Source organism: Helicobacter sp. 16-1353 (assembly GCF_003288815.1).
GTDB lineage: Bacteria > Campylobacterota > Campylobacteria > Campylobacterales > Helicobacteraceae > NHYM01.
The window spans coordinates 1-16165 of the sequence record NZ_NHYM01000014.1; the positions used below are offsets into that span (position 1 = coordinate 1).

General features: G+C 30.6%; 19 protein-coding genes. 15 read left to right on the top strand and 4 right to left on the bottom strand.

From position 1 onward, the window contains the following. Positions 1–377: 377 nt before the first annotated feature. From CCY99_RS08010 to CCY99_RS08080, 15 genes are all read left to right on the top strand, one after another. Entirely contained in the window at positions 378–1451 is a 1074-nt protein-coding gene (locus CCY99_RS08010) for a 3-oxoacyl-[acyl-carrier-protein] synthase III C-terminal domain-containing protein (RefSeq protein WP_112060901.1), read from the top strand. 96 nt (positions 1452–1547) lie between these two features. Next, positions 1548–1775, top strand: a complete 228-nt coding sequence (locus tag CCY99_RS08015) for a phosphopantetheine-binding protein (RefSeq protein ID WP_112060902.1) — start codon at positions 1548–1550, stop codon at positions 1773–1775. 12 nt (positions 1776–1787) lie between these two features. Further along, positions 1788–2534, top strand: coding sequence for an SDR family oxidoreductase (locus CCY99_RS08020; RefSeq protein ID WP_112060903.1), 747 nt, complete (start codon positions 1788–1790; stop codon positions 2532–2534). After that, positions 2531–2773: an SDR family NAD(P)-dependent oxidoreductase gene (locus CCY99_RS08025; RefSeq protein ID WP_112060904.1), complete on the top strand. Its 243-nt coding sequence runs from the start codon at positions 2531–2533 to the stop codon at positions 2771–2773. Before CCY99_RS08020 ends, CCY99_RS08025 begins: the two co-directional genes overlap by 4 nt. Beyond that, a complete protein-coding gene (locus tag CCY99_RS08030; RefSeq protein WP_181646896.1) occupies positions 2748–3281 on the top strand; it encodes an SDR family oxidoreductase in 534 nt (177 codons plus the stop codon). Before CCY99_RS08025 ends, CCY99_RS08030 begins: the two co-directional genes overlap by 26 nt. Then, positions 3278–3925: a hypothetical protein gene (locus tag CCY99_RS08035; RefSeq protein ID WP_181646897.1), complete on the top strand. Its 648-nt coding sequence runs from the start codon at positions 3278–3280 to the stop codon at positions 3923–3925. Before CCY99_RS08030 ends, CCY99_RS08035 begins: the two co-directional genes overlap by 4 nt. Next, the gene (locus CCY99_RS08040) at positions 3925–5064 is read left to right on the top strand and encodes a ketoacyl-ACP synthase III (protein WP_112060907.1); all 1140 of its coding nucleotides are present in this window, start codon (positions 3925–3927) and stop codon (positions 5062–5064) included. Before CCY99_RS08035 ends, CCY99_RS08040 begins: the two co-directional genes overlap by 1 nt. Continuing rightward, positions 5057–5290 carry an acyl carrier protein gene (locus tag CCY99_RS08045; RefSeq protein WP_181646898.1) on the top strand — a complete coding sequence of 78 codons (234 nt, stop codon included), beginning with the start codon at positions 5057–5059 and terminating at the stop codon, positions 5288–5290. The genes CCY99_RS08040 and CCY99_RS08045 overlap by 8 nt, the downstream gene beginning before the upstream one ends. Further along, positions 5262–5756, top strand: coding sequence for a 3-hydroxyacyl-ACP dehydratase FabZ family protein (locus CCY99_RS08050; protein ID WP_220092249.1), 495 nt, complete (start codon positions 5262–5264; stop codon positions 5754–5756). Before CCY99_RS08045 ends, CCY99_RS08050 begins: the two co-directional genes overlap by 29 nt. Positions 5757–5764: 8 nt before the next feature. Further along, entirely contained in the window at positions 5765–7552 is a 1788-nt protein-coding gene (locus CCY99_RS08055) for a thiamine pyrophosphate-binding protein (protein ID WP_112060908.1), read from the top strand. 8 nt (positions 7553–7560) lie between these two features. Continuing rightward, positions 7561–8607 (top strand): N-acetylneuraminate synthase family protein, encoded by a 1047-nt coding sequence (locus tag CCY99_RS08060; protein WP_112060909.1) that lies wholly within the window; start codon positions 7561–7563, stop codon positions 8605–8607. Further along, a complete protein-coding gene (locus CCY99_RS08065; protein ID WP_112060910.1) occupies positions 8591–9298 on the top strand; it encodes an MBL fold metallo-hydrolase in 708 nt (235 codons plus the stop codon). Before CCY99_RS08060 ends, CCY99_RS08065 begins: the two co-directional genes overlap by 17 nt. Further along, entirely contained in the window at positions 9282–10691 is a 1410-nt protein-coding gene (locus CCY99_RS08070; protein WP_112060911.1) for an AMP-binding protein, read from the top strand. The genes CCY99_RS08065 and CCY99_RS08070 overlap by 17 nt, the downstream gene beginning before the upstream one ends. Then, positions 10684–11754, top strand: coding sequence for an acyl-protein synthetase (locus CCY99_RS08075; RefSeq protein WP_112060912.1), 1071 nt, complete (start codon positions 10684–10686; stop codon positions 11752–11754). Before CCY99_RS08070 ends, CCY99_RS08075 begins: the two co-directional genes overlap by 8 nt. Beyond that, the gene (locus CCY99_RS08080; RefSeq protein ID WP_112060913.1) at positions 11714–12910 is read left to right on the top strand and encodes an acyl-CoA reductase; all 1197 of its coding nucleotides are present in this window, start codon (positions 11714–11716) and stop codon (positions 12908–12910) included. The genes CCY99_RS08075 and CCY99_RS08080 overlap by 41 nt, the downstream gene beginning before the upstream one ends. A gap of 36 nt (positions 12911–12946) precedes the next feature. Here CCY99_RS08080 and CCY99_RS08085 read toward each other — a convergent pair whose 3' ends face one another. The 4 genes from CCY99_RS08085 to CCY99_RS08100 all read right to left on the bottom strand — a co-directional run bounded on the left by CCY99_RS08085 (position 12947) and on the right by CCY99_RS08100 (position 16138). Continuing rightward, positions 12947–13480 (bottom strand): class I SAM-dependent methyltransferase, encoded by a 534-nt coding sequence (locus CCY99_RS08085; RefSeq protein WP_112060914.1) that lies wholly within the window; start codon positions 13478–13480, stop codon positions 12947–12949. Positions 13481–13530: 50 nt separating this feature from the next. Continuing rightward, the gene (locus CCY99_RS08090; RefSeq protein WP_112060915.1) at positions 13531–13881 is read right to left on the bottom strand and encodes a hypothetical protein; all 351 of its coding nucleotides are present in this window, start codon (positions 13879–13881) and stop codon (positions 13531–13533) included. Between the two features lie 27 nt (positions 13882–13908). After that, entirely contained in the window at positions 13909–15042 is a 1134-nt protein-coding gene (locus CCY99_RS08095) for a DegT/DnrJ/EryC1/StrS family aminotransferase (protein ID WP_112060916.1), read from the bottom strand. Between the two features lie 76 nt (positions 15043–15118). Then, positions 15119–16138 (bottom strand): radical SAM protein, encoded by a 1020-nt coding sequence (locus CCY99_RS08100; protein ID WP_112060917.1) that lies wholly within the window; start codon positions 16136–16138, stop codon positions 15119–15121. Between the last annotated feature and the right edge of the window lie 27 nt (positions 16139–16165).

Below are 16165 nucleotides of genomic sequence, written 5' to 3' on the forward strand. Positions count from 1 at the left end.
GAATCTTATATATAGCTTTGAATATATTTATATTATCGCTAAAAACAAAGATTTTCATCATATTCCTAAATTTAATTATGAAAATAGATAATTTTCAAAACTTCTATTTTCTTATAAACTCGATATTTTTTAGCGTATTATACTTAAAAAATATAATTTTTAAATTATTTTTATACCTTATTAAATATTCATAGATATTTCTATTTTGCGTTATTTTTACGAATTTGCCTATTTTGTAAAAAATTTGAAAATTATCTATTTTCAAACTTTTATAAAAGATAGATTGATTATGGGACAATATAAATATTTTTCATTAGTAGATTTAAGGCTTAAGATGGGAATTTTAAATAAATGGATAAGAATATATAGGGTTTATTATGTTTGCTAGTTTTGAAAAAAGTAACATCTCTTGTATGTCTATAGTTTTACCACAAAAGGAAATTAATATATATGATGAGATGGAATATTATGGGAATTCTATTAAAAAAATCGATAGAATGAGAAAAATCGTAGGATTCCACAAAAGAAAAGTAGCAGATAGTAATACTACAGCAAGTGATTTGGCTATTGTGGCTGCGGAGTGCTTAATAAGAGATAATAATATTAATCGAGCAAATATTGATTGTTTGATTAATGTTACACAAGAAGCAGATTATAAAAGTCCATCTAGTGCATATTATGTTCATCATAAACTTGGATTATCTAAAAAATGTATCGCCACAGATATTAATCAAGGTTGTGCTGGGTGGGTTTTTGGATTATACATAGCTTTTGGAATGATTGAAGGTGGAGCGAGTAGAAATGTTTTATTATTATGTGCGGATACTCCATCTATTTTAAAAAATATAAATGATAGAGCACAAGCCCCATTATTTGGCGATGGCGGAGTGGCTACATTTATAGAGCAGGGGAGCAGAAAATCGTATTTTAATATAGATACGATAAGTGATAATTTTGAAGATTTAATACTTCCATTTAGCGGAACTAGGTTTTTAAGTAAGGATAAAAGCCTAATAGAATCCCTATATCAACATTCCTATAAACAAGAAAATGGAGAATCTATCCCTTTTGATATAGGAACATCTTATATGGATAGTATGGGAGTGTTTAATTTTGCTATTGATATTATCCCAAAAAATATAGAATCCCTTTTAAAGTATGCTAAAAAACAAGTAGATTCTATAGATTATCTCTGCCTACATCAAGCAAATAAACAGATTGTAAAAGAAATAGGGGCGTTATGTGGTTTTGATGATAGCAAAGTCCCATATTATGCCTTTGAACATTTTGGCAATAATACAATGTGCTCTATCCCCACTACAATCGCAACACTCCCCATAGAAAGTAAAAAAGATACATTGCTTTGCTGTGGTTTTGGAAATGGATTAGTGTGTGCAAGCTCAATTTTAGATATGAGTGATTCCCCCCCCCCCATCTCTTTATTGCTATGAAGAAATGCGGGATAGATATTATGAGCGACCATCACATTTTATGAGTAAAGAGGTTTATATGAAATATTGGCTAAATAAATTTAATAAGGAGTAATGATGACAAAGAAAGAATTTTTAAATGAATTAAGTGAGTTGCTACAAAGGGAAGAGCCTTGTAATGAAAATGATATTTTAGAATCTTATGAAGAGTGGGATTCACTATCCAAAATGTCTTTAATGGCGTTTTTTGCTAAACATTTTTCTATTCAATTGACATTAAAACAGCTTAATGAAGCAAAAAGCATATTAGATTTAATCGCATTGGCTAGTGGAAATATTAAATAGGAAAATAGGGAAATGATAGCTTTTAATAAAGAGCAGATTTATATAGTTACGGGTGCTAGTTCTGGGATAGGTAGAGCCACAGCTTTACTTTTAAATAATCTTGGAGCTAGTGTTATTGCTATAGCTAGAAATAAACAACGATTAGAATCCTTAAAAACAGATTGCAAGAATCCAAATAATATATATATTGAGATAAAAGACTTATGCGAGAATATTAATGATTTGCCTAACTATGTCAAATCATTAAAAGAAAAATATGGAAAATTCTTTGGAATGGTATATTGTGCGGGAGTTAGCGAACTCAAGCCAATTGCTATTACTGAATATGAAGATATGGAACGCGATTTTAATATTAATTATTATGCTCCTATCTTTATGACAAAAGGTTTGATTGATAAGCGAAATAATGTAGGGTATGGGACATCTATTGTTGCGATTTCATCTATTGCTGCTATTTGTTCGGATAAAGGACATAGTATTTATAGTGGAGCAAAAGCAGCTTTATGTGCTTCTATGAAGGTTATTGCAAATGAAAGCGTAAAAAATAAAATACGCGTAAATTGCATTCTACCCTCTATTATAGATACACCAATGACAAATGCTAGTGAGGAGGAGTATTTACGCTCTCAATTACATTTATATCCATTTGGCTTTGGTAATCCAAATGATGTGGCACATATGGCAATATTTTTATTATCTAATAAATCAGCATTTATTTCAGGGCAGAACTATATACTAGATAGTGGGGGTGTGAGATGATAGCTTTTAATAAAGAGCAGATTTATATAGTTACGGGTGCTAGTTCTGGGATAGGTAGAGCCACAGCTTTACTTTTAAATAATCTTGGAGCTAGTGTTATTGCTATAGCTAGAAATAAACAACGATTAGAATCCTTAAAAGCAGATTGCAAGAATCCAAATAATATATATATTGAAATTATGGATTTATGCACTCTGTATGGGGGGGGGGAATATGAAAAATTACATTCAAACCCTTAAGGAAAAATATGGAAAATTCTTTGGAATGGTGTATTGTGCGGGAGTTGCAAATATTATGCCTACAAAATCACTAGATTATAAATCTATGAGAGCGGATTTTGATATTAATTATTTTATCCCTATATTAATGATAAAAGAGATTGCTAAGAGAGCAAATAATGCAAATAAAGATACTTCTATAGTTATAATCTCGGCATTATCTAGCATTATGCCATTAAATGGAATGCTTGCTTATAGTGGAGCAAAAGCGGCTTTAAATGCATCTTGTAAAGCTATTAGTAAGGAATACTCTAATGTTGGAGTAAGGATTAATACCATATTACCATCGGATATAAACACTCCAATGAGCGAGAATATGGCATTTTTTGTAAAAAATCGCACACATTTATATCCATTTGGCTTTGGTAATCCAAATGATGTGGCACATATGGCAATATTTTTATTATCTAATAAATCAGCATTTATTTCAGGGCAGAACTATATTGTAGATTCTGGAGAAATGAGTTGAAAAATATATTTATTGTTGGTGGAGATGGTTTTGCTAGGGAAGTGTATTTTCATTTACAAAATTTAGCTGAATGTAATAAAGAAATTAGATTTGGTGGATTTTTGGGACATAATGGATATGGTTGCAAGGTGGATTATAAAGATGTCCAACATTTATACATAGGTGAGGTAAGTGAATATACATTTAGGGATAATGATTATTGCATTATTGGAGCAGGAGATTCCATCTTAAGAAAAAAGATTTATGATGATATTAAATCATTAGGTGGGAAGTTTTGGACATTGATTGCTAAAGGGATATATCTTGCTGATAGCTTTATATATGGCGAAGCAAATATATTTATCCCACCTTTTTATTCTACTGTAAATATAGATATTGGAGATGGAAATTTATGTAATGGAAATGTGAGTATAGGGCATGATTGCAAGATTGGCAATTTTAATACATTTCTGCCTTCATCTTGTATTTTGGGTAATGTTAGAGTAGGGGACTATAACTCAATCGGCACTAATGCCATTATCTTACCAAAGGCAAAAATTGGGAATCACAATATTATATGCCCACTATCTGTGATATATAAAGGCTGTGGAAATAATCTATATATGTTTGGCAATCCTGCAATAAAAATTGGCGAGGTGAAGTAATGTCATTATCTTATTTTACAAATGTAAAAATTAAAGCCATTGTAGGCGTTGTTCCTGAGAATTTTATAGATATTGATGATGAGAAAGAATATTATTATAGTCAAAAACATTTTGAAAGAAATAAAAAAATACTAGGATTAAAAAAACGACATATAGCTCCTTTAGGTGTTAGCACATTAGACCTTTGTGAAAGGGCAGCTAGAATCTTAATCCAAGAAAAAAATATTGATATTAGTAGTATAGATACGCTTATAGTGGCTTCTATTAATCACGATTATAATGGAAGTTGTTCTGCTTGTATTATCCAAGGACATTTGAATCTATCTAATGAATGTGCGTGTTTTGATATGAGTGGATTGGGTTGCACAGATTTGACTTATGCACTTTGGGTTGCTCACTCTATTATCCAATCAGGGGCTTCTAAAAAATGTTTATTATTAGAAGGCTCACTAAGTAGTGCAATATCTAATGTTGAAAATAGAAATTCTTCTATGTTGTTTGGTGATGGAGCTGCAGCAATATTATTAGAATACTCACCAAAAGAAACCAAATCATTTTTTCATTTGCAAAGCTATGGTTGTGGTTGGAAGCATATCGTAACTCCTGCTGGTGGATTTAGGTTTCCTATTAGAAAAGATATTATTGATATGGAGATTAAAGATAATAACGACAATCCCATACATTTATGGGATTCTATAATGAATGGCATAGAAGTTTTTAAGTTTGCTATTTCCTCAGCTCCCGCTTCTATTGCAAAGATTTTAGAGTATGCAAATATGGATTTTTCTCATATTGATTTTTTTGCAATACATCAAGCAAATGCACAAATAGTAAAAACAATCATAAAACACGCAGGTATTCCACCAGAAAAAGCATCTAGTCAAACTTTTAGTAAATATGGCAATTGTGGTGGCACATCTGTGTTAATAAACTTTTGTGATGAAATGAAAGGTAAGGAATTTGAGCGGATTCTATTCTCATCTTTTGGTGTTGGGCTTTCGGTTGGCAGTTGTATTTTAGAGATTAAATCAAGTGAGAATCTAGGGCTTTTCTACTATGAAACTCCTAGCGATGTTCAAAGTAGAGAGCAAATGATAAAAGAATGGGTTGATTTTATAAAAGGAGAAAATAATGATTAAGAAATATCAAAAAGTATTTTGTGAAACCTTAGGTGTTAAACAAGAAGATTTAAAAACACTTAAATACCAAAGTGTAGAATCTTGGGATAGTGTAGGGCATATGGGATTAATAGCGGCATTAGAAGATGAGTTTGGCATTATGTTTGAAACAGATGATATTATAGATTTTAGCTCGTTTGAAAAAGGCAAGGAGATTCTTGCAAAATATAATATCAATGTTAGGTAAGATAATGATATTAAGAAATTTATATCCTTTAGAGATACAAAAATATCAGGCAAATCGCTATCCTTGGTTCTTTTTGGATATTGTAGAAGAAGTAATGCCCGGCAAATATGCCAATGGCTATAAAAATTTTACTTATAATGAATGGTTTTTCCCGCCACATTTTGAAGATAATCCTATAGTGCCGGGCTTTATCCTTACAGAATCGCTAGTGCAAATGTTTATAATGACATTTTTAACATTAGAAAATAAAGGCTCAATTAGCACGAATCTAATTAGTAGTAATAATAAATTTATTATAGAAATTAAGCCGGGCGATAGATTGGATATTAAAGCGAAGCTGGATTCTTATAAAAGGGGACTTGCTAAGGGTAGTAGTATAGGATATATAAAAGATAAAGTTGCTATAAAATGTGAATTTATGGTAAGTGTCCCATCTATTATGAATCAATTTAGACCAAAAATATAGGTAGTTTTATGCGTGTGGCTGACTATATTATGCAAAGATTAGTTGATATTGATATATCTACTATATTTTTAGTAAATGGTAGGGGGAATCTTTTCTTATGCGATGCCTTAGCTAGAAATAAGAATCTAGATTATGTTTGCACTCATCACGAGCAAGCTGCAGGATTCGGAGCGTTTGGATATGCAGTTGCAAATAAGAATATAGGCGTTTGTATGGTATCTAGTGGTTGTGCTAGCACGAATGCCATAACCCCATTATTATGTGCTTATCAAGATGAAGTGCCAATGATATTTATCTCAGGGCAAAATCACTTGAGAGAAACAATTCGTTTTTCTAAGATACCAATAAGGACATTTGGGCAACAAGAATCTGATATTATAAGCATAGTATCGTCCATTACAAAATATGCCATTATGGTAGAAAATCCACAAGATATTGCCTATCATTTAGATAGAGCTATTTTTGAAAGCTTAAGTGGGAGAAAAGGTCCTGTGTGGATAGATATTCCGCTTGATATTCAAAGTGCAATGATAGATTCTAGTGAATTAAGAAGATTTATTCCAAATCAAGTCAAATCTATAGAATCTATAGAATCTAATATTAATATTTTATTTCAACTTTTAGAAAATTCTTCTCGCCCTATATTGCTTATAGGAAATAGTTGTAGGGGTTTGGATAGTATTTATAAACTAGTAGAGAATCTAAAAATCCCAATAGTATATGAAAAATCAAGTGTGGATATTTATGGTAGAAAAGAAATCCTATCTATAGGAGCGATAGGAACATTAGCAGCCAATAGAGCCGCTAATATGGCAATACAAAATGCAGATTTAGTTATTGCTATAGGAGCTAGGCTTGATAGTTTTAGTATTGGTGATTCAAAGAAATTTGCAAGAGAAGCAAAAAAAGTTATTATAGATATTGATTGCAATGAATTAGCAAAGCTATCTTTTGATATTTCTTGTAAGATTATAGGAGATATTGGACATATTATAGATACTATTTTGATAAAAAATATCTATAAAGCTCCGCAAGAATGGATTGATAAATGTTTGCATTATAAGAATATCTTTCCATTATATGAAAATTTTCATAAGCATAATAAAGAAAATGATAAATCTCCAAGAATTGATTTATATGAATTAGCTAATTGTATTAGTGGTATTTTGCCAAGTAATGCTATTGTAGTTTGTGATGCGGGATTAGAAGAGCTAATTATCCCAACAAGTATTGAATTTGGAAAAAACCAAATATGTTTAGAGCCTTTTTCACAAGGTTGTATGGGTGCAGCACTAAGCCTTGCTTATGGAGCATATGTAGCTAGTAATAGACCTGTAGTGGCGATTATTGGTGATGGTTCTATAATGATGAATTTACAAGAATTACAAACAATAAAATATCATAATTTTCCCATTAAAATCATTATTTCTAATAATAATTGTTATGCTGTTATAAGGAAGCGACAAAAAGAATTATTTCGTAATCGCACAATAGGAAATGACCCAAGCGATGGAATCTCTTGTCCAGATTTTGCTAAGGTCGCAGAATGTTTTGGAATAAAATATATGCATATCTTAGATTCTACGACATTAAAAGAAGATTTAAAAAAGCTTATATTGTCAAATGAAGCTGTGATTTGCGAGATTGATACATTAGAGAATCAACACTATATTCATAATTCTTTTACTAAAGATTTGAATGGAAAAATAGTCCAAAGGGGATTAGAAGACCAATCCCCATTTTTAGATAGAGAATTATTTCTAAAAGAAATGATAATAAAACCAATAGACCAATAGGAGAAAAAATGGCAGAAGTAATGTTAGATAATAATATATTAATAGGGGATTATGCTAAGCCTTATATAGTAGCAGAGATTAATTCTAGTCATAATGGTAGTGTAGATAAAGCAAAGGAAATGATAGACAAAGCAAAGGAGATAAATATCTCTTGCGTAAAGTTTCAATCTTGGAGTGCAAATAGCCTTTATTCAAATGATTATTACGATAAGAATCCTATACAAAAGCGTATTGTAGATAAATTTGCCCTTAGGGAAAATGAGTTACTGCAATTAGCCAAATATGCTAAATCCATAGGCATAGATTTTTCTTCAACGCCTTATTCTAATGATGAGGTTGATTTTCTAGTAGATGAATGCAAAGTGCCATATATCAAGGTTGCTTCGCAAGATATAAATACTCTCCCTTTTTTGGAATATATAGCAACAAAGAATAAACCCATTGTTTTATCTACTGGAATGTCATCAATAGAAGAAATAAAACAAGCAGTAAATCTCATAGAATCCACTAGGAATTATAAAATTATTATATTGCATTGTGTATCGATTTATCCAACTAAGATAGAAAATGTGAATCTAAATAATATTGTAGGTTTGAGGGAATTATTTCCTAAATATCCTATTGGTTTTTCAGATCACACTATTGGGGTTGATATTGCCATTGCTTCAGTGGCTTTGGGCTGTGGATTGATAGAAAAACATTTTACACTTGATAATAAAAAAATGGGTATGGATAATAATATGGCGACAGAGCCAAAAGATTTTTTAAGACTTATTAATGGTTGTAATGAAGTCTATCAAGCTATGGGAGATAAACATCGAATAATAACTAAGGAAGAATATGCATCTAGATTAAAAATGCGTAGAAGCATAGTGGCAAAAAGAGATTTGAAAAGAGGCGAGATTCTATCGTTGTGTGATTTGGATTTTAAGCGACCCGCAGAAGGTATATCGCCTGATAAAATAGATGAGATTGTAGGATTTAGAATAAAGTCTAATATAAAAGCGGGTTATCTTATAAATAAAAAGGATATAGATATTGATAAGCATATATAATATTGAAAATTTATCTATATATCGCTTTGTTTTTCGCTATATAGATTCCAATATGTATGTGATTATAGAGAATAATGAAGCATTGATTATAGACCCACATTTTTCGAAATCTATGCAAAAATTATTATATGAAAATCAAATCAAAAATATCTTGGTTTTATTGACCCACGAGCATTATGACCATATTTGTGGCATTGACTGGCTATCTAAGCATTTTAATATTACTCTTATATGTCAAAAAGCTTGTGCTAAATCCATCTTAAAAAACACTAGACCATTATTAATAAGCTTTATTTTAGAGGAAAGAGATAGATTAAATGGAACAAATAATCTAGAGCATTTTAATAAAGAATATAAGGCATTTTCATATAACGCAGATATTATTTTTGATGATAAATTTTTTTATAAATGGCAAAATCATCATTTAGCTTTTTATGCCACTCCGGGACACTCTTTTGGTAGTTGTTGTATTGTATTTGATGATAAGATAATCTTTAGCGGGGATTCTTTGTTTAAGGATATTCCTATTATTACTAGATTCCCGGGAGGAAATACTAAAGATTATAAAAATATTACTATTCCATTTTTAGAATCCCTAGATAGGAATCTTATTGTATTGTCCGGACATAAAGAATCTTTTAGATTAATAGATGTATTTCTTGGGGAGAAAATCAATGTGGCTATTAGATAAATACGGAGATAAAATCGCTATTATAGAAAATGATTATCATATCACTTACTATATGTTACATATAATGTGTAATAACCTAACTAATAATATCAATAAAAGATGTTTAGTATTTTGTTTAAGCACTAATACATTAGGCTCACTTGTTGGGTATGTTGGATTTTTAAATGCCAATATTGTGCCACTAATGCTTAGAGCTGATATAGACCAAGAGAGTTTGGAAAGCTATATATCGCTATATAAGCCTGATTATATATATTTGCCAGATAATTTAGCATATAGCTTTATCAAAGATAATTATCAAATCTGTTTTAATGCCCTAAATTACAATCTAGTAAAAACCCCATTTAATAATGCATATCAATTATATAATAACCTAAGCCTTTTACTCACCACTTCTGGCTCTACAGGTAGCTCTAAACTTGTTAGACAAAGCTATGAAAATATAGCCATAAACACTAATCAAATTATAGAATATCTAAAAATAGATTCTAAAGAATGTGCAATTAGCACATTGCCTATGAATTATACTTTTGGATTATCTATTATCAATTCTCACTTACAAGCTGGTGCAAGTATAGTTTTAACCCAATATTCTATAATGCAAAAAGAGTTTTGGGAGATTATGAAAAAATATCATATTACTTCTTTTTCTGGTATTCCATATACTTTTGAGATATTAGATAAATTAAATTTTTTTAATTTTCAACTACCAAGTTTAAAAACGATTACACAAGCTGGTGGAAAGATTACAGAAAAACTACATAAAAAATTTGCTAAATGGGCGTTAGAAAATAATAAGGATTTTATTGTGATGTATGGACAAACAGAAGCAAGTCCTAGAATGGGCTATTTACCCGCAAAAGATTCTATAAATAAAATAGGTGCAATGGGTATTGCCATCCCTAATGGAAGATTTGAGATTATAAATGAAAATGGTGATATTATAAAAGATGCAAATACCATAGGCGAATTGGTGTATTATGGGAAAAATGTAGCTTTGGGATATGCAGTGAATGGAAATGATTTGAGTAAGAGTGATGAATTTTGCGGTGTATTACATACTAAAGATTTAGCAAAGAGAGATGAAGATGGTTTTTATTATATTGTTGGACGAAAGAATAGATTTTTAAAAATATTTGGCAATAGAGTGAATCTTGATGAGATGGAAAGATTGATTAAAGATAAATTTGCTTGTGAATGTGCCTGTGTCGGGGTAGATGATAAAATGGATATTTATATCACATCAAATAAAATTAAACAAAAGCTAATTGATTTTATTACCAAAAAGACAGGGTTAAATGCAATAGCATTTCGCATATTGGAAATTGATATTTTGCCAAAAAATGAATCTGGAAAGATTCTATATGCTAATTTAGGCAAAGAAAATGTTTGATGATATATTTAACATAGAACCTTTTTGCTTAGATAGAGAGCAAAAAATGGCTTTTTTACTAAAGCATCAATTACATCTTACAACATTTCATTATCAACATTGCAAAGAATATAGAAAAATCATTAATATCTTAAGGCTAGACTTAAATCGCATAAAATCCATAGAGCATATTCCATTTATTCCTGTGAGATTATTTAAAGAATATGTTTTATCTAGCATAGATAAAGAGAAGCAATATAAAATATTAACTTCATCTGGCACTAGCTCACAAGTAGTATCTAAGATTGTTTTAGATAGGCAATCAAGTCTAAATCAACAGAAACTTTTAAGTAAGATTGTTAGCAATTTTATAGGTGATACTAGAATGCCTATGATTATCATAGATAGTAAGAAAGTTATCACAAATAGGGCATTATTCTCAGCTCGTGGTGCTGGAATCTTAGGATTTTCTATATTTGGCACAGATAAGATATATGCATTAGATGATGATATGAATATTAATATTAATGAGATAAAAAATTTTTTAGATAAGCATAGAAATGAAAAGATTCTATTATTTGGATTTACTTTTATCATATGGCAATATTTTTATCAAAATCTACTAAAGCATAATTATGATATTGATTTATCAAATGCCAATCTCATACACGGCGGTGGCTGGAAAAAGCTTATAACCCAAGCAGTATCAAAAAAAGAATTTAATAATTGTTTGAGAAATGTATGTGGATTAAGACATATTTATGATTATTATGGAATGGTAGAACAAATTGGTAGTATTTTTATGGAATGTGAATATGGGAATCTACACACAAGCATATTTTCGGATATTATTGTAAGGAAAGCTAAGGATTGGTCGTTATGTGATTTTGGAGAAAAGGGCATTATTCAATTACTATCTTTATTGCCTACATCATATCCGGGACATTCTATATTAAGCGAAGATTGTGGTGTGATTTTAGGAGAAGATGATTGTTTATGCAAGAGAAAAGGGAAGTATTTTAGTATCTTAGGAAGAATACAAAATGCAGAGATTAGAGGTTGTGGGGATACCTATGAAAATTAATTATATATTAGGAAATGAAGAGATTTATAATACTCCTATGGCTGTATGTAGTGATGAGGTTTGCTCTTATTTGAGTGAGATTTCTACATTGATTTTCAAAAGTCCTTATACTAGAATTTATAAAGATTTAGCATCTCTTGGGTTTTGGTGTAGGAGTGCAAATATTCATACCATAAAATCTAATATTTTAAATATTCAAGCAAAATTAGGCAGAGGACTTTGTTTCCACATAGCACCCGCTAATATTCCAATCAACTTTGCTTTTTCGTATTTTTTTGGTCTTTTAGCTGGTAATTCCAATATCGTTAGATTGCCTAGTAAGAGATATGAACAAAATATTATATTATGCGAGATAATCTCTAATATAATTGATAAATATCCTAATGTAAAAAAAGCAACAACATTTGTAGAATATCCAAGAGAAAGTCAATGGAGTCAAGAATTTTCCACTATAGCAGATTGTAGAATGATATGGGGCGGAGATGAAACAATAAAATTATTAAAATCATATACAACAAAGCCTAGATGTGTAGATGTGTGTTTTTGTGATAGATATTCTATTTGTATTATCAATGGGGATTCCATAAAAAAGCTAGATGATACTGCATTAACATATCTTGCAAATAATTTCTATAATGATACATATTCTATGGACCAAAATGCATGTTCATCGCCACAGATTGTGTATTGGATAAATGATGATATAGAATCTAGGGAAAGATTTTGGCGATTTATTGCTAAAAATGCTAATAAATATATTTTAAGTGATATTGTTGCGATAGATAAATTTACTTCTGTTTGCATTAATGCAATAGATTCTTATGAGGCAATAAAATCCTTTAAAAGAGATGAAAATATACTCTATAGAATAGAAATAAATAATGCCAATGCCATAAACCAAACGATGAGGGGAATTGGTGGATTATTCTATGAATGTGTGCTAAATGATATTGATGAATTGTTTTTGTCGATTACTGAAAAATGTCAAACAATTACATATTTTGGTTTAGATTCTAAGGAGATTTTGAAAGGCGTTATTACAAATAATATTCGTGGCATAGATAGGATAGTCCCTATTGGAAATGCTCTAGATATAAGCGTTAAATGGGATGGTTATGATATAATCTCTATGTTATGTAGAGAAATCATTCTATAATAATTATCCCATTTATAAACTAGAATCTAAGATTTATTAATCTCGCCAATAATCCATAAATCCATTCTTATAGAAAAAATATTTTTGTTGTAATTCCATATTTATAGAATCTGCGAAATCCTTTAGATTCCCATTTATGCAATTTATGTTATTTTCCTTAAATAGAATCCAGCATTTTGAAATAGGGCTATAGATTGATTGTGTATATCCCCAATCTTGCATTAGAATCTCCATAGATTTATTAGTATGAAAACTACAATGAATAGGCAGTATGTAGAACCAATTTGGGTCTTTTGGGATATTTTCACGAATTAGCGTGTGGATTATTAGGATTCCATCATCTTTCACAAGGGAGTTTATATGCTCTAAATGTTCTCTTTTTGTGATATGCTCAAACATCGCACTATTAAGCACGATAGAATATTTATCTAAATCATTTTTGGCGATATATTTTACTTCATTATCATTTTTATATGAATCCATATAATCTTCATAAACCAATAATTCTATAGCATAATATTTATACAAGATTCTAGCAAGTGAGCCGATACCACCAGCATAATCTAGCATATCAAAAGTTTTTATATGTTTGGAGTTAATGTTGGGTTTGGAGGGATTTTTTATTTTACTGCTCCCCCCCCCCCATTTTGCGAAGATTCCACTAAATTATTTTGAATGATATTATTAGTTGCTAATATATTTATCATACTCGCTTGGGCTAAATATGGCGGTTGATTGCTAAGCCTAGAATCTAAATGCTGACTTTCAAATAGCGTATGGGCTTTGAGATTTAGCTCACACCACTTTTCATATGGCATTTCATACAATGTCTTTGAGAATGTAAATCCACAATTTATACATTTATAAAACTCGCTTTTATCAAGTTGGTCTTTGAATTTGCCTTGATGATGGGTTGTAAAATCAGTAGTAAAATAATATTTTGTCTCTCTATCGCATATAATGCATTTCATAAATTCCCCTTTTTAAAAACTCATTTTTTAAGATATTAAACATTTGATAATTTTATCTTGAGATTCTTGCTCCAAGCCCACATATATCGGTAAACAAAGGATTCTACTTGCTATATCTTGGCTTATTTTACAAGATTTTGCATTGGATTTATTGTAAAAGCTTAGTGTATCCAAACTAGGGTAAAAATATCTGCGTGGGAAAATATTATTACTATTTAGAATCCTAATTTTTTCCAATAAAGATTCCTCGCTCTCGCATAAAATAGGGAAATAATGGTAGTTGTTATTTATATTTGGATTTAGGATTTGAAACTCAAAAATATCTTTTAAGTGTTTAAAGTAATACTCCCAAACTCTTTTCCTATCCTCTAAAATATAATGCATATCATCAAGCACACATAGTCCCATAGCTGCGTGGAATTCGCTATTTTTAGCATTGATTCCCAAAACTTCTGGCATATTATTTTTAAGTCCAAAATTAATAATCGACTTTGCCTCATCTTTTAGGCTTTTATCCCTAAAGATTATCGCTCCGCCCTCAATGCTATGAAAAATCTTTGTAGCGTGAAAGCTAATCGTAGAAATATCGCCATAGCTAAAAACACTTTTATTTTTATATTTCACGCCAAATGCATGGGCAGCGTCATAAATGATTTTTAGATGATGTTTTTTTGCGATTTGCTCTAGCTTTTCTAAATCACAAGTATTGCCAAATGTGTGAACAGGCAGAATAGCTTTGATATTATGAGTGATTTGGGAATCTATATTTGATTCTATTTTGGATTCTACACTAGATTTAGTAAGCATAGAATCTAGTAGAATCTCATCTATGCAAAGGCTTTTAGCATTTATATCACAAAATATCGGCTCAATATTCTCCCACATTACCGTATCTGTGGTCGCCACAAATGAAAAAGGCGTCGTTAGAATCTTATCTTTTGCTTTTAATCCAGCTAGTTTGTATGCCACTTGCAATGCTAAAGTGCCATTAGCTAGAAACAAAATATTATCCACGCCCAAAAACTCACAAAGCCGATTTTCTAGCTCAAGGCTCAAAGGTCCAAAATTCGTTAGATGATTATTTTCCCAGATTTTATCTAGATATTTAAAATACTTGTTTTTATCCGGCAAATAGGGCTTATTTACATTAATTCTTTGCATATTATTTCTCTATACTTTTGATGTGGAATCTTAGCATATTTAATATTTGAGAGATTATCTCCATTTTAGATTCTAGCTATAAAAATTCGCTATTTACAATATCCAAACTTAGTTTATCTAGGGTTTTATTAAAGCTATCATTTCTACACAAGATAGGGCATTCGTGGCAGTTGATATTATTATAAACTTCTCTAATCCTAGCTCCCCTCCAAATCGATTCCAAGCTCTGTTCCCTCAAATCGCCTAGAAAATGTCGCTCACTCTGTCTAAAGTGCAAACACGCCCACACCTTAAAATCCGCACTAATCACAGTGCTAAAAAACATTCCGTGGCATTTAGTATAGCCACGATTTTCTATATTTTGCATTTCTTTGTATTTTTGATAGCTTGCTACAATCTTAAAATTTTCATCTTCATATGTTGATTTTAGGGATTCTAATTTATCGCTAATATCTAAAGTATCGCCTGTAAATGGGCGGAATTGTGCGAAGTCCGCTCCCCTTTCTTTAACTATTTTTACAAAGTTTTCCATATCGCATTCTGTTAATTTACTTGTTAGGAATCCCACGCCAAAGCTAATCTTGCTTCCAATTTTTTGTTTTAGTTTGGCAAATTTCTCAATATTATCTAGTGTTTTTTGGAAATGCTGGGGTTTCATTCCGTGAATCTTTAGATACATTTCTGGGCTTCCTGCATCAAGCGAGATTCTAAAATATTCTAAATTTGTGGCGATTAGCTCACATTTGGCATCATCAAGATTCATTCCGTGCGAATTTAGCCCAATATTCATTCCAGCATTTTTGATAAGCCTAATAGCATATTCAAAATGTGGGCTTATAGTGGGCTCTCCACCACCGGATAAAATCACGCCTTTATTATCCATATTTTTTAGATTTTCCACAACTATTTCAACTTGATTTTTGCTTAGCTCTGCGTTATTTTCATTATTACCACAACAGCCCGGGCATAAGTGATTGCATTTATTTGTTAAATCAAGCTCAGTTACAATTAGTGTTTTATGGGAGTTTAGAAAATAATCAATCTTATTTGTATAGCGGAGAATCTTTTCATTTGAATTAAAATTATTGATTTTCATTTTCCACCGCCTATTAAGCGGAGATTT